General features: G+C 59.1%; 12 protein-coding genes and 3 pseudogenes. 2 read left to right on the forward strand and 13 right to left on the reverse strand.

All coding sequences use genetic code 11. The features are described from left to right. Positions 1 to 348 precede the first annotated feature (348 nt). The 11 genes and pseudogenes from NKH73_RS24790 to NKH73_RS24840 all read right to left on the reverse strand — a co-directional run bounded on the left by NKH73_RS24790 (position 349) and on the right by NKH73_RS24840 (position 9,598). Complete coding sequence (locus NKH73_RS24790; protein ID WP_023766920.1) at positions 349 to 1,149, reverse strand: calcium-binding protein; 801 nt, start codon at positions 1,147 to 1,149, stop codon at positions 349 to 351. Between the two features lie 722 nt (positions 1,150 to 1,871). Beyond that, positions 1,872 to 2,383, reverse strand: a pseudogene (locus NKH73_RS24795) (beta-barrel domain-containing protein); the annotation flags it as partial. A 612-nt stretch (positions 2,384 to 2,995) separates the two neighbouring features. Then, positions 2,996 to 3,257, reverse strand: a pseudogene (locus tag NKH73_RS24800) (hypothetical protein); the annotation flags it as partial. Positions 3,258 to 3,287: 30 nt separating this feature from the next. Further along, the gene (locus NKH73_RS24805; RefSeq protein ID WP_352937000.1) at positions 3,288 to 4,238 is read right to left on the reverse strand and encodes a LysR family transcriptional regulator; all 951 of its coding nucleotides are present in this window, start codon (positions 4,236 to 4,238) and stop codon (positions 3,288 to 3,290) included. Between the two features lie 66 nt (positions 4,239 to 4,304). Continuing rightward, entirely contained in the window at positions 4,305 to 5,093 is a 789-nt protein-coding gene (locus tag NKH73_RS24810; protein ID WP_023736275.1) for an ABC transporter permease, read from the reverse strand. A 3-nt stretch (positions 5,094 to 5,096) separates the two neighbouring features. Further along, a complete protein-coding gene (gene nodI, locus NKH73_RS24815) occupies positions 5,097 to 6,008 on the reverse strand; it encodes a nodulation factor ABC transporter ATP-binding protein NodI (RefSeq protein ID WP_023766916.1) in 912 nt (303 codons plus the stop codon). Between the two features lie 43 nt (positions 6,009 to 6,051). After that, positions 6,052 to 6,297, reverse strand: a pseudogene (locus tag NKH73_RS24820) (carbamoyltransferase N-terminal domain-containing protein); the annotation flags it as partial. Between the two features lie 35 nt (positions 6,298 to 6,332). Further along, positions 6,333 to 6,941 carry a nodulation methyltransferase NodS gene (nodS, locus tag NKH73_RS24825; protein WP_023736278.1) on the reverse strand — a complete coding sequence of 203 codons (609 nt, stop codon included), beginning with the start codon at positions 6,939 to 6,941 and terminating at the stop codon, positions 6,333 to 6,335. 34 nt (positions 6,942 to 6,975) lie between these two features. Further along, positions 6,976 to 8,334 carry a chitooligosaccharide synthase NodC gene (nodC, locus tag NKH73_RS24830; protein WP_352937001.1) on the reverse strand — a complete coding sequence of 453 codons (1,359 nt, stop codon included), beginning with the start codon at positions 8,332 to 8,334 and terminating at the stop codon, positions 6,976 to 6,978. A gap of 14 nt (positions 8,335 to 8,348) precedes the next feature. Further along, the gene (gene nodB / locus NKH73_RS24835; RefSeq protein WP_023766912.1) at positions 8,349 to 9,008 is read right to left on the reverse strand and encodes a chitooligosaccharide deacetylase NodB; all 660 of its coding nucleotides are present in this window, start codon (positions 9,006 to 9,008) and stop codon (positions 8,349 to 8,351) included. Next, complete coding sequence (locus NKH73_RS24840) at positions 9,005 to 9,598, reverse strand: NodA family N-acyltransferase (RefSeq protein ID WP_023736281.1); 594 nt, start codon at positions 9,596 to 9,598, stop codon at positions 9,005 to 9,007. Before NKH73_RS24840 ends, nodB begins: the two co-directional genes overlap by 4 nt. 238 nt (positions 9,599 to 9,836) lie before the next feature. Between NKH73_RS24840 and NKH73_RS24845 the strand changes: the two genes are divergently transcribed. Then, positions 9,837 to 10,862, forward strand: coding sequence for a LysR family transcriptional regulator (locus tag NKH73_RS24845; RefSeq protein WP_352657226.1), 1,026 nt, complete (start codon positions 9,837 to 9,839; stop codon positions 10,860 to 10,862). Positions 10,863 to 11,363: 501 nt separating this feature from the next. Here NKH73_RS24845 and NKH73_RS24850 read toward each other — a convergent pair. After that, on the reverse strand, positions 11,364 to 12,395 hold the full coding sequence (locus NKH73_RS24850; protein ID WP_352937002.1) for a LacI family DNA-binding transcriptional regulator: 1,032 nt from the start codon (positions 12,393 to 12,395) through the stop codon (positions 11,364 to 11,366). 304 nt (positions 12,396 to 12,699) lie between these two features. Next, positions 12,700 to 14,028, reverse strand: coding sequence for a dicarboxylate/amino acid:cation symporter (locus NKH73_RS24855; RefSeq protein WP_352937003.1), 1,329 nt, complete (start codon positions 14,026 to 14,028; stop codon positions 12,700 to 12,702). A 1,270-nt stretch (positions 14,029 to 15,298) separates the two neighbouring features. Here NKH73_RS24855 and nifA point away from each other — a divergent pair. Beyond that, entirely contained in the window at positions 15,299 to 17,065 is a 1,767-nt protein-coding gene (gene nifA, locus NKH73_RS24860) for a nif-specific transcriptional activator NifA (protein ID WP_352937004.1), read from the forward strand. The last annotated feature ends 42 nt before the right edge of the window (positions 17,066 to 17,107 follow it).

Raw genomic sequence — 17,107 nt, forward strand, 5'->3', positions numbered from 1 at the left:
ATCCGTGAGGATCTGGCGACCCAGCTCCCTATATTGCTCCCCGAGCGGCAACCGACTCGCTGATTCAGGATCAGTGCTCCCGCCGAATATGTTTGGTTTGGCATCTAATGGAGCGGGTCAACAACAACACCGTCCGGCTGAAGGTTTGGAAGGGATTCATCGTGGCCGGCCGCAAGGGCCCGAACAGACGCCTTCAGGGAGATTTCGGTGTACGACCAGCGCGACGTGCAGGGCTTCGTCAAGCTGTACACGCTGCGACTGCTCCCGGCGCCCCGGCCCATCGCAAGTAGCGGAGACGGAAAGCGCCCGCCCAGGGGGCGGGGCGCTGTTCCGTATCGTTTTTCTGGATCAAACGAAGGTGAAGTCCGACGCGGTCAGGCCTAGGTCGGCCACGGTGACCACACCGCCCAGGTGGGCGAACTCGTGCGCGCTGCCGTCGGCGGTGACATAGGCCAGAGTTGCGACTCTGTCGGTGTAGCTGCTTTGGTAGACAATGATGTCGCCGGCGTGCTCGCCGGAGATCGCACTCGCTGCCTCATTAGCAGAGTTGAAAGATTCGCCAGTGATTACCACGACATGTTCGCCGTTCGCACCCGAGGCCGCGCCACTGTAGAAGCTGCTCACCGGGTAGCCGGACTGTATGCTGGCGTTGTTGACGAAGTTCGCGCCAAAACCGTCGTTGTAGAGGCCCACCGCATCGAAGGCGAACTTGTCCTCCGCCGGGTTGAAATCGGTGATAGTGGTAATGTCCGGCTTCGACCCGACACTCGGATCGACCCCAGGCACCGGATTGTGGAACTGGAACACGAACGTGTCATTGTCGGTGCCCCCGGTCAACGTATCCTGGCCGTCACCCACGTAGAGGACATCCTGGCCGGGACCGCCGCTGAGCCTGTCATTGTCCTCACCGGAGACGCGCGCGTTGAAGCGGCCGTTGTCGCCGGAGAGATCGTCCCAGCCATCTCCGCCGAAGATGCGGTCGTTACCCTCGCCGCCAAGGGCTCGGTCACTGCCCGGGCCAGCCGAGATCTCGTCGTTGCCGCCACGACCGTCAATCCAGTCACCGCCCTGGAAACCCTCCATCCAATCTTCACCCTTGGTGCCGAGGAGTGTTTCGGCATCCGGGCTACCCTCGATAATGTTTGCCATCGAAAAATACTCCTAATGATGCACCCTGCCTGACGCGTTCATATTGCTCATCGGGTAATTAGAGAAATCGATTGCTTGGATAGACACACATTTACGAAATGGATGCATTCACGTTCACTTCGCCCTTCCGCTGAGCAGTAGCGGGCTCGCAGGCGGCGGGGACGCGCCCAGACGATCGACCCGAACATTCACACCCAAGCGGACGAGGAAAACTTGGTAACCGGCCGCCCTGGTTGGGCCCAAACCTCTCTCTGTTTGCTCGACGCCGGCATACCCGCACCGTAAGCGCTGGACGTGGACAAGTTCCGGTGGCGGCGGGTACGGCGCGGCTCAGCGATGAATGGGGGCCGGAGACGGTTCCTTCCCCGACACGCATGCTGCTACCGCGCAACAAGGGGAGGGCAATTTGCCGCCAATGGACTCGTGATAGCGCCTTTCGCCGACAGGCTGTCGAAGTTGACCGAAGCCGAGCTGAAACGACAACTGACGGGTCCTCACAGCTGCGTTACGCATTCGCTCACCGTCAAGCCGGCCTCGGAAGAACAGGCATAGGGCTGTGTTGCCGAGTATCTCGCCAGCACTGCCCATTGCGAGCAATGGAACATTAGGGAGCGCGTTCGCGCGAGCCGAGAGTTCAAGGATCTCGGAACGACAGCTTCCGCACGTCGGCCGCACGGGCTCTACGCGACGCGGCCTACGCCAAGCTAACAGAATTACTTTCATTACTCGTGGAATGCCCGACTGATTTGGTCCGACAGCGGCTTCACAAAATAGGAAAGCGCCCTAGGCTCGCCCGTCTGGACCATCGCTTCGGCCGGCATGCCGGGCACGAGCGTCAGGTCCTTGAGCTTCGTCAGTTCCGCATGCGGAACCGATAGACGCACCAGGTAATACGAAATGCCGTTTTTTTCGTCCGTCGCCAGATCGGCTGCGATCCGGCTGACATATCCGTTCAATTCCGGCGTGGTTCTCAGATTGAAGGCTGACATCCGCAGCACGGCCTTGTGACCAAGCTGGATTTGGTCGATGTCCTTCGGGGTGATCCGTACTTCCAGCGCAAGATCGTCGCCTTCCGGCACGATTATCATGATCGGATCGGCGGGCGTAATCACTCCGCCGAGCGTATGAACTGCGAGTTGTTGAATGGTGCCTGACTGCGGCGCGACGATATCGATCCGTCGCAGTTCCTGTTCAGCGCCACCTTGCGCTCACCATACTCCCCGACCTGCGCCTCGCTGGACGAGGACAAGTTCCGCTGGCCGCGGGTGGAGAACGGCGTGATCCGGCTTGCCGCGCCCAACTGATGGCGCTCGTCGAAGGCATGGACTGGCGCGCTTAAGCCGAACGGAGACGGCGTCCGACGTCGGCCGGATAGGCCGTGGCGAAGTGACTCAGGCGCAAAAGGCGGGCCTCTGGCCGTGCAAAATAAGCTTTTGTCGGCGTCATGTAGAGAAGCGCTTTGGCCCGTCTCCACGAAATCGTTCCGCTCAAGGCGATATTCGTCCCCATGGCGGCGGAGAAGGCCGAACTGCAACAACTCCGGAGCGAACACTCAAGGCCGAGATCGTCCGGATGGCGACACTCAACGAGCGTGCCCAGGAGAGGCTCGCCGACCTTCAGGGATCGTCAAGCAGCTGGAGCGCGGCGCTTCGGTCGCAGCTCCGAGAAGCTCGAACGTGCCCAGCAGGCCTTCGCCTTCGAATCCAGACCGGGCTCGGCGCGATTGAGTCCGAACTCGAGGCCGCAAGGCCGCAAGACCGACAGGCGAGCCGCGACGTGCTGCGCGACCGCGCAAGGCGTTCCCGGTGCATCTGGAGCGGGTCGAGATCGTCATCCGGCTCGACCCATGGGGGAAGAAGCGCTCCCGCAGCCAATCGTCCAGTCCGTCAAACGCCGTCGGCCGCAGGGGCTTGCGAAACGGAACAGTCCCGCCCTCGCTTAGATGCCGATGCACGGTGTTGCGCGCGCACCCGAATTCCTTCGCCCGTCGGTTCCCCGCCAACCTCATGCCGCCGCAGCATCGCTGCCACCTCTTCAGGCTGAAGGATCTGCTCTCCCTGCATCGTTCTCGACAATGCAGGAATCGCCCAATCCCAATCGCCATCCATGCCTCCTCTCATAACCGAGGGGTCAGTTTCTCAATTCGGCCGACAACTGAAACGTCCGGTGCTATTAGGCAGGGCAATCATACGAGATGCCTCCTGCAACATCATTTCCCGCATCCATAGGCTTGCCGGATCATTATTGTGAAGCGCAGGCCATTGGACGGCCTCCGTGAATGCGGCAGGAAGTGGCGGCGGAAGTTCGACAATCCGCAAGGGTGTTAATTTCGCGAAATGCTGCGCCAGCCGCAACGGCATGGTCCCGATGCGGCTGGTGCCTGATAGAAGGGGCGGGATCATGCTAAAGCCGTGTACGACGACCTCGATACGTCTCTCGAAACCGTTCTCGAGCAAATACCATTCCTCGATGGAGGGCTGCCGGGTGTCCCCGAATTTAAGCACAACCTGCCCCATCGACAAGTATCGCTCGAATGTAAGTGGCTCTGACAGCTGCTTGTTCGTGCCGCAGCCTACGCATACGAGCATATCTTCGAACAGGGCTGCGCGAGGATGTTTCGACATGAACACTTCCGGCATAATCAGAAAATCAACGTCGCCGCGCCGGAGAAGCTCCTCGGGGTCGTCGGAAATAGGCAGACATTCGAAGCGGACGGCGGGAGCTTCCCGCGCAGCACGCTTTACGATCTTCTTAAAAAATACGAGTGTGAGGTAATCGGAAAGGATGATGCGGAAGCGACGATCCGATCCGACCGGGTTAAAGGGGTCCCAGGAAATAATCGACAGCTGGATGTGCAGCAATGCCTCCCGGACTGCTGTGGCAAGCCCCTCCGCGCGCGGTGTCAAAATGAGTTCGCGGCCGTTCATCGTAAATAGCTCATCGCTGAAATAGGCGCGTAACCGACCGACGGCGGCGCTCATGGCCGGCTGACTCAGGTTAATACTGCGGGCTGCGGCGGTGACTTTACGCTCCCTGATCAAAGCGTCCAGCACAACGAGGAGATTTAGATCGAGGCCCTTAAAACGCATGCATTGACCTATCCGACACGTGGATGGGTATCGCCAAAACAATCAATTTCACGAATGGTGAGAGCGTCAACGCATCAGCCGACGACGAAACAGAGCAACCGATAGGAAGAACGGCAAAACCGTGTATATGCAAAGCGCGCCGATATGCAGGCCCATGCTGCCGGCGGGACGGCCAAGCATCGCCGGACGAATGAGGTCAATTGCATGTGCGAGCGGCAACAAGGAGGCGACGTCCTGAAAAGCGCCGGGCAATTGGTTGACCGGAAACATCGCGCCGCAAAGGAACAGCATGGGCGTTATAACAAGCGTATTATAAAATATGAAATATTCATAACTGGGCGCAAGCGCCGTGACGACCATCGCTAGACTCGCGAAGGCGAGGCCACTGAGAGCGATGACTGGCAGCAAGCAGAGGATGGATGGCCACGATGCGTAGCCTAGCGTGGTCGCAACAATAGTGATTGCTGTGCCCGCCATCAGGGCCTTGGTGGCTGCCCACGCCAATTCGCCGAGTAAGATATCGCCGAGCGTCAGCTGAGTGCATAGCATTCCTTCCCAGGTGCGCTGGTCGCCCATGCGGCCGAAACTCCCGTAAACCGTTTCAGCAGTCGCCGATGCCATCGCGCTTGTGGCAACCATGCCAGCCGCGAGAAACGCAATGTACGAAGTGCCCTCAACAGGACCTATCATTGTTCCGATTCCAAAGCCGAGACCGAACAGATAGATCATCGGATCGGCGAGGTTGCCGAGCACCGATGCAAGCCCGATTTTCTTCCATCCAAGATAGTTGCGGCGCCAAACCGCGACCCAATTCCACGCATTGGCGGGCATGCCCGCCGCATAACGTTCGCCCATTGTTCAGTCCTCCATCTCGCGCCCGGTTAGCCGCAAAAACACATCCTCGAGATTGGGAGGACGCTGCAGAAGGCGTAGACCCGCGCGCCCGCGTAGCTGCGCCAGCACCTGCTCCGGATCGGGTGCATAGCAAAAAAGCGTCTCACCGCTCACCTCAATGCGCTGTGCGTACGGCCGGATCAGCGCACCCAGTTCATGCGGATTGCCGCCGTAGACCTCGACCACGTCACAGCCGATCTGCTCGTCAATGAGTGCGGACGGGCGGCCTTCGGCGATCTTGCGCCCCTCCTCCATAACGCACAGCCGATCGCACAGCCGCTCGGCCTCTTCCATGAAATGGGTAGTCAAAAGAATAGTCTTGCCCCGCGCCAGCAGCGATCGCAGCCGTTCCCAGATCAGGTGGCGGGCCTGCGGATCGAGGCCGGTGGTCGGCTCGTCCATCACCAGCAAGTGCGGGTCATTGATCAGCGCACGCGCGAGCGTCAGGCGCCGCTTCATGCCGCCGGACAGTTCGGCGACGCGCGCATCCGCTTTGTTCTCGAGGCGGGCGAACTCAAGCAGCGATGGTATGACCGCATCGATCTGGCGTCTGCTCATCCGGAAGTAGCGCCCGAACACCAACAGGTTCTCGCGTACAGTGAACGTGGTATCAAGATTGTCGAACTGCGGGACCACGCCGATGCGCATACGTGCCAAACGCGCGCGCGCCGGCACTGGAACGCCGAGCACAGTAATCTTCCCCGCATCGGGCGATGTCATGCCGAGGACCATACGCGCAATCGTGCTTTTGCCCGCGCCGTTCGGTCCCAAGAGCCCGAAGCATTCCCCCGCCGCAACGCGGAACGACAGTCTGTCGACAACGAGCTTGTCATAAGTTTTGCTTACGTCAGTAAGATCGATCGCTACCATGGACATGGGTTCATTTTACCGAGAGGGACGCCAAGACTGGCGGTTGCTTGGTTGCCTGCCGGACCTGAAACTGTGACTCGTCTTCGCCATCCCAGCCGTCGATAACGAACTGATCGACATCACAAGGATTTAGCCCCTGTTCCGGTAAAGCGGCGACAATTGCGTATAAATTATCGATGGCTTGGTAACGCGGATCGTTGTGCCGCTTTTCCTGGTCAACGCAGAAGACGAGCCGTCCATCCTCGACCAGGGCGATCGCCCCATCATGGGTCAGCTTGATACCAAAGATGCGCATAGTGTCTCCAGGTTAACGGCGATAGATTCGATTCATCAGGAAGCGGAAAGCGGGTTTCGGAAACGGACGAGCAAGCAGTCTTCGTTGACCGACTCGCCCCGACACTCAAGACGCTCTACCTCGATCAACGTTTCGTTCAGCATGGCGATGACCGGCTCAGCACCAGCGGCGTGACCCCAGCGACGGCAATTAGCATCCCTTGCCGATCCGAAGATCAGATGCCCGCCAGGCGCAAGCACCCGCACCAGGTTTTTGACGGCCTCGCGCATCTCGGCTATGTCTTCGAGATAGTAGAGGACCTCCGCCACAACGATCAGGTCAAACAACTCGTCGGTCGAAAACTGTTGAACATCGGAGACTATCCAGTTGATGCGCGACGGCTCGTTTATCCGTTGACGTGCTCGAGCAATCGCTTGCGCCACGACATCGATGACGGTGAGCCCTTGGCAGTAGGGGGCTAGTTTTTCCGTGAATGCGCCGGCAGCGCACCCGACTTCGAGGGCATTTGAAATGGAGCCTTGGGCAAGCGCCAGCTGGAGCATTTGCGTGTGGCGCTTCCGCTCGAACGGATTGCCGTCGAGAAGCCACGGATCGTCTGCGGCCAATTCCCGATCAAGCAACTGATGATTCACGTTCTGGGTCAAACTCGTGCACCTCTGTCCACTAGGTAATTAGCGATCACTCGTCGCCGCAAATGTTGCCCGACAGCACTAATTCCGAAGAATCCCGCGCAAGATTGAGCCTGCGAAGCGGAGCCGCATGCGGCGAGAATTCTGCCCTGCTGGAACCAGTGATCGGAGTTTGGGTGGGGGCCTGTTTTCCCCCAGTGTTCGATGTAGCGACAGCAGAGCCTCGCGACAGCCAATCGCTATTGCTCAATGTACACAGCGCGTAGGCTTTCAACGGAAGCAAGAGAAAGATGTTGATGAACGTGTGCAGCGAAAAGCCCAGAAATCGAAACTGTCGGGCACGAAATGCTACCACGCTGCATCGGAGCAGGGTCATGGACACAATCATCAGTCCTGTCCACCAAGGCACAGAGCCTGTCAGTGCGAAATGTGCGAGGCCCGTTAATACCGATATGGCGAGGAGTAGCGCGCCGAGATTCTGTCCGACCACGTCCAACGTGAGATAGCTATTCAGGCTGGGCAGCAAGCGCAGCCCAAGCAGCGTGTCCCGGAATGTGCTTCGTGCCCAACGGAGTTGTTGGCGCAGATACGGTCCTAGTCTGTTCGGGACGACTGTGGCCGCGATGGCGCTCGGAACGTACTCGGTTCGAAAGCCTGCTTTCAGCATCAGGATAGTAAGATGGCGATCCTCACCGAAGTCGCTTGGCTTGCCCCGAAAAAACTGCGACTCGTACTGGTTCAGTAACAAAAGGAGCGCAGACCGGCGGTACATGGCACATGGGCCGCAACAGCACATAACGGCACCGAAGCGAGCCTGCGCCGCGCGCTCCTCGTTGCAAGCCAGCCAGTACTCCATGTCTATCAGCCTGGTCAGCCAGCTCTCGGTCCGGTTACTGGCCGTCAACTGACCCATGACTGCGCCGACCGCTGAATCTCGCATCTTCGGTACAAGCTTGGCAATGACGTCGGACGCGAGTAACGTGTCTGAATCAACGTTAAGCACCAGATCCCCTGATGAGCGGCGTATCGCGGCGATCTGCGCCTTGCGCTTTCCAACATTCTCGGGAAGCAAAATGATGTCGAACCTAGGGTCGCGCGCGTAGGTTTCGTGGACAGTTCCTAAGGCTTCGCGATTTCCAGAACCGTCATCAACCACATAGACCCGAAGTCTTCCGGCGTATTCTTGGTCGGCAATGGAAGCCAGGCACTCTGAAAGCGTGCGCGGATCCTCGTTGAAGCAGGGGACGATGACATCCACGCTGGGCAGTTGATCGGAGCCGACGAGAACCTCCAACGCCGATGGGTCGTTTGTCGGCAGAGCATAAAGCCCCTGCATGCTCTTATAAGCAGTCGAGAGCAGCGCATAAAGCGATATGGCCACAGTGCTGGTTGTACCAAGAAGAGTCATGGGATCTCGTTTGTTCAGTGATGTTGAGGAAGTGAGCGGATTACAAATCCGCGCTCACGCAATGCTGGAATCAGCCGGGACAGCGCCGTGACCGTCTGGTCGCGCAGACCGGCGTGAGCGCCCCGGCCCAACTCGCCGGGAGGGCATCCGTCGTGCAAGAGTACGATTGCGCCCGGCCGGACAGAGGCGAGCACTTTATCGATAATCGCGTCGACCCCAGGGCGAGACCAATCTCGAGGGTCGACGGACCAATGGAGGGCCGCCAGCCCGGCGATCTGTGACGCTGTGAAGACTTCTTCACTCCAGGCGCCGTAGGGCGCGCGAACATAGCGCACCGAGGCCTGCGGGCACGCTCTCATGATGGCGTCGTTCGCTTCAAAGACCTCACGTTGCACTTCGCCGAAACCGCATTGGTACAGATCCGGATGAGACATCGTGTGGTTGCCTACCTCGTGCCCTTCTGCGATCATCCGTTGGATTAGATCTGGGTGCTCTAAGGCGTAGGCGCCGATGACGAAGAAAGTCGCCGGCACCCGCTGCTCTGCCAGCACATCGAGAATCTCCGGTGTGAAAAGTCGATTGGGACCGTCGTCAAACGTCAGATAAACGCTGCGACGGCCGGTGCCGTCAGAGCACTCACGGCGCACTTCGTACAAGCAATCGGGACGGCTCATAGCTCTGGTCCGTTCCGATCTATCATCGTGCCCGTGGGCCATTCGCTGATCGGCCGTCCAACCGGCAGAACAATGGTGAGTGCGTCATCGATGCGTGTGGGCGGCAGGTCGAGGCGGGCCTCTGGTCGGGTGGAGCGCACGCGAATTCCCGACAAAACGGCCAAAGGCCTGTATCGCCGCCCGAACCTCTCAACATGATTCCGCAGCGCGTCCCGGACCGTTCCGAAAGCGAATGGAACGCCAAGCTCCTGCAGTATTGGAAGCATGACATGGATTGAATGGGCGATTCCGAGACCCTCAAGGTCCGGGCGTACCCCGTACAGGCCCAGCTCAGCCACCAACAGGTCGACCGCGTCAACCTTGATGAAACGGCGCAGTATGCCCATGTGAGCCGCTACACCACTTGAATCATAGGCGATCACGCGGAGTTCAGGCCTGGCTCCGGCCCAGCTTCGACTACCTTCGAACGGTTCTGCGTTGGACGCCCCAGTCGGCCCGTACGTATCACGAAAGAACTCGGCGAGCTCAACGTGATCGGAGAGCTGCAATTCGTTTTCCCAGCACAACTTCCACTGCACCTGATGGCGCATTCAGGACCTCTCTTCATATTAGTTTTTTGCGGCCGCATTACCCGATTAAAGCGGCGCTGTTGGCTGCATTCAGCCGTTGTCGTTGGCGAAGGTGAGCCAGACGCTCTCTCGAAGTTCCGGCCCGTGTCGTCGATTTGAGCTTGACGTCGCTCATTAACGTTCCTCTAATGCATGGCTCGTAAATTCGTAAAATTGATTGTTTGAATGATACGCATCCACGCGTTGGATAGAACATGACATGCGTTTCAAGGGACTCGATCTAAATCTCCTCGTTGTGCTGGACGCTCTGATGAGGGAGCGTAAAGTCACTGCCGCGGCTCGCAGTATCAACCTGAGCCAGCCGGCCATGAGCGCCGCCGTTGCTCGGTTACGCGCCTACTTCAACGATGAGCTATTTACGATGAACGGCCGCGAGCTCATTTTGACACCGCGCGCCGACGGGCTCGCCACAGCAGTCCGGGAGGCATTGCTGCACATCCAGCTATCGATTATTTCCTCCGACGCTTTCAACCCGGCCCAATCGGATCGTCTCTTCCGAATGATGCTTTCCGATTACATCACGCTCGTATTTTTTAAGAAGATCGTAGAGCGTGCTGCGCGGGAAGCTCCCGCCGTTCGCTTTGAATGTCTGCCTATTTGCGACGACCCCGAGGAGCTTCTCCGGCGCGGCGACCTTGATTTTCTGATTATGCCGGAAGTGTTCATGTCGAAACATCCTCGCGCAGCCCTGTTCGAAGATATGCTCGTATGCGTAGGCTGCGGCACGAACAAGCAGCTGTCAGAGCCACTTACATTCGAGCGATACTTGTCCATGGGGCATGTCGTGCTCAAATTCAGGCACACCCGGCAGCCCACCATGGAGGAATGGTATTTGCTCGAGCACGGTTTCGAGAGACGTGTCGAGGTCGTCGTACAGGGCTTTAGCCTGATCGCGCCCGTCCTGTCAGGCAGCAACCGCATCGGGACCATGCCTTTACGGCTGGCGCAGCATTTCGCAAAAACAACACCCCTGCGGATTGTCCAACTTCCGCCGCCACTTCCTCCTCCCGCATTCACGGAGGCCGTCCAATGGCCTGAGCTTCACAATACCGATCCGGCAAGCATGTGGATGCGGGAAATGATGTTGCAGGAGGCATCTAGCCTGGCGCCTTTGCCTGAAATCAATGAGCGTCTCGGGCACGCCGATCCGACCTTGCGGTTGTTGGTACCGACTGCCACCTCGATTTCGCGTGCGAAGTCCCGGAAGATGTTAAGCCCCACTTAAACACCGGGCCTTTGCCCAGCAGAGCGGCGCAGTTGTCAAGTACGAGGGCCAGGAACGAGCAGAACACACGCCCGGGGTTGCTACTGAATTGACTGCCGTCTCCGATTTTGCTTGCGGAGCCCCAGAAGATGCTCAGCCCACTTAAATGCCAACGTCGCGGGCCTTGCCGCGGCTTTTCACGCGCGGCCAGGCGAGGAGATGGCGGTCGACGTGGTCGATCCAATCTGTGCCAGCCTCGCTCGGCTACTGGCGTCGACGACAGTCCCCTGCACCGAGAAAGTCGGGCACTTGGCAATGAAGCCGGTCGAGCTTGACGCTGCGGACCCAGGTAATTGACCCCGCGCTTCCGCCTGAACGCGTGGCCGATCCGTTCATCTAATCGGCGCTACATTCTGCCCGGCTGAGCTCCGTGGGTGCGGCCACCCCGCGGGATGGGATCATCATTCAACTTTCTCTCGTTTATGAAAGGAAACTCCCCGCTCACGATAGAGTCCATGAGTTTCATATATTTTCCGGCAGATGGATGTCGAACGGGAGAAATGTCTGTCCGGGTGTTTCAGCGGTGCCGGTCTCGATAGCCCGCGTCATCAGCGTTATCAGCTCCTGGCAAAGTCGGCGCATTGGCGTGGCGACCGCCATCGTGACAATATTATCTGCGAGCGCCGCCCGAGACTCCGGCGTGATTTCATTCACGATCGCGACGAGATCGCGACATTTGCCCTCTTCTCGGAGCGCGGAGATGGCGCCCTCCATGCCGCCGCCGGCGACATAGAAGCCGACGAGCTCGGGCTCTCGCTGCATGAGATCAAGCGTTGCCTCGTAGGTGATCTGCCGTTTCTCGAGGTTCATGACAGGATCCAGCACCTCGAACGTGGGCGCGTTCTCACGGCAATAGGAGCGAAAGCCGACGTCACGGAGCTCGTGCCCCTGGAAACGATGGCTGCCGACAAAAACCGCCACTTTGCCGGGCCGTTTTGCGACCTTCGACACCATCCAAGCGGCCGTGCGCCCCACCTTGCGGTTGTTAAGGCCGATATACCCCTGTCGCACGCCGGCGGCGAAGTCGGAAAGCAGCGAGAAAACCGGAATGCCTTTGGCCTTGAGGTCCTCAACCGCTGCTGTAATTTTCGGGTGGTCCGGTGCCACCATCGCGATCGCATGGCAGCGTGCGCCCAAATCCTTGAGCGGCGCGATCAGGTCGCTCGGCATATGTGACCGGGCGAATTCGACGAGCGGAATTCCGTGGAAGGACTGGGCCAAATTAACCGATGCTTCGACCTCGCGCGCAAAATCTTGGTAGAAATGCTGGGCCGGTTTTCTCAAGATGAAGCCCAGACGGTAGTGCGGTAGGTCTCGCCGCAAGCGCTGCTTGATTAGCCCGGCAGCATGATAGCCGATCGCGTGGGCGGCGTCGTGGACCCGCCGCGCGGTCTCCTCGCGCACCGGATGGCGGGCGTTCAGAACCCGATCGATCGTTGCTACGCTGACTCGGGCTTCGCGGGCGAGATCGACAATTGTGGGGCGCTTGGTCATAGGTCCCTATTCTGATTGGTTTTTGACGCGGGCCGGCTCTCTGTCGCCTAACGCGTTTCGGTTTCGGGTGGCAAAGTGAAGACGTCCCCATACGAATGGGCAACAGCGTGTTGGACGAACATCATTCCAGACGTAAACCGGCCGGGTATACTGAAAGGCTCATTCGCTTAAAGGGCGGTGACGATTTGCACTCACACATTTAGCGCTTCTGACACATGGTCCGTGAGGAGCCGTTTAGAGGCTGCGAGTCGGTCGTTCAGTTCATGATCAGCTAGGCGAGGTAACAGGTCGTGGGTCGCCCACCTTACTTGGAGGAGGGTAGCCGGTTAGATGCCTCGGCAAGCTGATGACCGCAGAAGGCGGCTTTCATCTGTGCCCGGTCCAACTCTCCTTCCCAGCGTGCGACGACTAGGGATGCCACTGCGTTGCCGACGCAATTCGTCAGCGCCCTGCATTCGGACATAAATCGGTCGATGCCGAGTATCAGTGCCATCCCAGCAACGGGAACACTCGGAACCACGGCGAGCGTAGCCGCCAGGGTGATGAAGCCCGCACCTGTCACACCTGCAGCGCCCTTGGAGGAAAGCATTGCTACGAGCAGCAGCAGCACCTGATCGCCGATGGACAGATCCGTGTTCGTCGCCTGCGCGATGAAGAGGGCCGCCAGCGTCATGTAGATATTCGTGCCGTCCAGATTGAACGAATATCCGGCCGGGATGACAAGACCCACAACCGAACGCCTGGCGCCCGCCTTCTCCATTTTCTGCATCAGCGAGGGGAGCGCCGCCTCCGAGGAGGACGTTGCGAGGACAAGCAGCAGCTCTTCCTTGATGTAACGAATGAGAGAACAAATCGAAAAGCCGTTGTAGCGGCAGACTGCGCCGAGAACCCCGAACACGAAGAGGAAGGCGGTGAAATAGAACGTCGCGACCAGCATCGCGAGGTTGACCACCGAACCGATGCCATATCTGCCGATGGTGAAGGCCATTGCGCCAAAAGCGCCGATCGGCGCGGCCTTCATCAGAATTCCAACGAGCTTGAAGACAGGCGCGATGAGCGCCTGAAGGAAGGAAACGACAGGCTTGCCCGGCTCTCCGGCCATCGCAAGCGCCATGCCGAACAGAACCGAGAAGAACAGCACCTGCAGGATGTCGCCTTCCGCGAAGGCACCGACGATCGTTGGCGGGATGATGTTCATCAGAAAGCCGGTGACCGACTGCTCGCTGGCTTTTGCGGCATAGGTATTCACGGCCTGGACATCGAGCGAGGCCGGATCAATGTTGAGGCCGGCGCCAGGCTGGACGACATTGGCGACGATGAGGCCGACGATCAGCGCGAGCGTCGAGAAGGTGAGGAAATAGACCATTGCTTTACCGGCGACCCGGCCGACCTTATGAAGATCGTTCATGCCGGCAATGCCGGTCGCAATTGTCAGGAAGATGACAGGCGCGATGATCATCTTGACCAGCTTGATGAAGGCATCACCCAGCGGCTTCAGGCTCTCGCCGGTCTCCGGATAAAAATAGCCAATTGCGACGCCGAGGGCGATGGCGGCAAGCACCTGGGCGTAGAGCTTGGTGTAGAAGGGTTTGCGGGGCGCGGGACTCGCGCCGCGGACTTGTGCAGCTGACACTGGTTCTCTCTCCCTGACCGGATCGAGGTGGCGTGACTTCTCCCTATCGCGGCGCTCCGGTCGAACGCTGCACCAACGCCGCCGCAATACCCATGCCAGATGAATCCGCATGACCTGAACTGACGTGGGCTCGCCAATGATGGAGGAATGCGGTGTCAGACCAGCGGGATAGGCCGCGGTCCGGCACGCCCTTGATGTCTCTGGCGGAGTGCTGCCGGTCGATCCCTCTGGCTAGCGGTTTTGCTGCACAGAGCGTGGTGGGTTCCTCCTTTTAGCCGCCCTTTGGACCGGGCCGCATCTTTGGCGCCAGCGCGTACCAAATAGGTCCCCTGTTCATAAGCCCGTCCAGATGACAGGCTAACTTACCCCTGTTCGGAAGCGCTGTGAGAGGCGAGTTCCTCTCGCCGGAACGCCTGCGCCACATGACCAAATCCGTTGGTCTAGAGGAGGCCGAGAGCTTCGCTTTCCCTGACTAGCCGTGGCACCCATGATGGAATGAATGCGCTGGCACAAGGCGGGAACGACGAGGGTCCAGCACGACCCGTTGATGTTCACTGACAGAGTGCTGCCGGTCGATCTCTCTGGCTCGCGGTTCATCGGTGGCATCAGAGCCGAGAATGGCTGTGCTCTTTGCAGCGATCCCGCTGCATGAAAGCCACGTCGAGACGTAGAGATTGACGCCGTTGGCGCTGACCACGACGATGCGATCTGGAAATTGCGAGCACCGCCTACCAAGCCGTACTCGACGCCAGCTTCGCGCCTTCACACGCGACACCGCCGCCGCATCATCAACTCGAGCAAAATTGCGGTTGCCGCAAACGACCAGTGCCGTTGGCGGTTATTGTCGCTCCAGCCCCTCCTTCGCGGGCGCTGGTGAATGGCACGGCCCGGCATTTACACTCGGCGCGGTCAGCCGCTCGGGCACCGCATCGCCGGCGCAAGTATTTCCGTCGTTCAACGGCAAAAACAGAATTGAGGTATTCTATCATATGCCGCGAGGTTTCCTTTCACGAATGAAAGAAAGCTCGATTGACTATCCCGCCTCGCTCCAGTCTGTTGAAAACAACGTGTGGTTGCCTTGGTGCAAGCCGAGACCATGGCCAAGCTTCGCGGAGGGGAGAGCCAAGCGATGCATCAGGGTTCGATCCGCTTTGCGCTCGACCAAACGGCGGCGGCACGAGTTCACGTCGGAGTATTTTCGGGCTTGCTCGCGACGTCGCGGGCGCACATGCCGCCGGCCTACGTTTGATGGCGCGAGATCGAGGATCACATGCACCACAACATTCGCAAATCAGAACAAAATGCCAGCGAGTGCGGTATATCGCTGCCGGATGCGATAAGAGGTTGTCCAACGTCCGAGACGAATCCTGCGAATGGGGTATTGCACGAGCGCGCCCTCACCGGAATCTTCGAAATATCGAAAATACTCACCGGTCCCGCCCGGCTCGAACTCACGTTGGCCAAGGTCGTTGATCTCCTTCACTCGTTAGTGCAGATGCGGCACGGCATCATCACTCTCTGCGATGCCGAGGCCGGACTGGACATCACCGTGGCCAGCGACTGCGACACGAACAGCAATGAGCCCTCCCGGTCGCGCGTGCCGCGCAACGCCATCGATCAGATTGTGACGACGGACACGTCGCTCATCGCCGAGGACATAGCGATGCATCCGGCCTTCACTGCCACTGACATCGAGATGCTTGGAGCCTCCGACACCGTGTCCTTCATCGGCGTTCCCATTCGTGTTGATGGGAACGCCGTAGGCGCGCTGACCATGGATAGGGCTTTGGAAAGCAGGTCAAGCTATCGGCTCGATTACGATGTCCGACTGCTCACCATGATTGCCAACATGGTGGGACAGACAGTCAAGTTGCACCGCTTCTCCGCGGGGGACCGCGAGCGACCGCCGGAGTTGGAAGATCGGCTGCAAACGAAATTTTCAGATGTTAAGCACCCTGCACCCCGGCGCAAAAAAGTCCATGTCGAGGGGATGATTGGTGACAGTCCGGCGATAAGCGCGCTGCTGGAGAAGATCGCGGTCGTAGCAAAGGCAAAAACCACGGTTCTGTTGCGAGGCGAGTCCGGTACCGGGAAGGAGCTGGCTGCCAAGGCAATTCACGAGTTGTCGCCGCGCGCCAAGCGGCCCTTCGTTAAACTCAATTGTGCAGCGCTCCCAGAGACAGTCCTGGAATCCGAATTGTTCGGTCATGAGAAGGGTGCCTTCACAAGCGCATTCAATTCCCGCAAGGGGCGCTTTGAGCTCGCTGACAAGGGGACGTTGTTTCTGGATGAGATTGGCGAGATCTCGGCCTCGTTCCAGGCAAAGCTACTGCGCGTGCTGCAGGAGCAGGAGTTTGAGCGCGTCGGCAGCAATCAGACCATTAAGGTCGATGTTCGCGTGATTGCCGCCACGAACAGGAACCTGGAAGAGGCGGTTGCAAGGAATGAGTTCCGCGCCGACCTATACTACCGCATCAACGTGGTTCCCTTGCTGGTACCAGCATTGCGCCAGAGGCGCAGCGATATTCCGCTGCTCGCAGCTGAGTTTCTCAAGAAGTTCAACGACGAGAACGGCTGTACGCTTACCTTCGATCCGTGTGCGATTGAAGTGCTGATGAAATGTGAGTTTCCCGGCAACATTCGCGAGCTTGAAAATTGCGTGCACCGGACAGCGATCCTGGCCGAGGGACTATCAATCGGGAGAAACGACTTTGCCTGCTCCCAAGGCCAATGCTTTGCCGAGGCGCTGTGGAAGTGCAGATCGGGCAAGGCCGCGCTGCAACCAGCGCCGATCCTGCCGGAGTCAGCGAATCCGGCCACGCCGCCGGATGCGGCAGCCTGTTCGGCCGCGACTACAGTCCCGCGTGCCGGCGCAACACACCCAATTGGCGCGAGGACCCCCGACATAGAGCGCGTCATTGCTGCCATGGAAAGATGTGGCTGGGTGCAGGCAAAGGCAGCGCGCCTCCTTGGACTGACCCCGCGCCAGATTGGCTACGTGCTGAGGAAATACGGCGTCGAGATCAAGCGTATCTGAAACCGAGGAGATGAGCTGAGCTGCTTAGCGCCTTGCGGCAGC

Origin of the sequence: Mesorhizobium sp. M0938 (assembly GCF_040319125.1) — a bacterium.
In the GTDB taxonomy this organism is placed as follows: Bacteria; Pseudomonadota; Alphaproteobacteria; order Rhizobiales; family Rhizobiaceae; genus Mesorhizobium; species Mesorhizobium robiniae.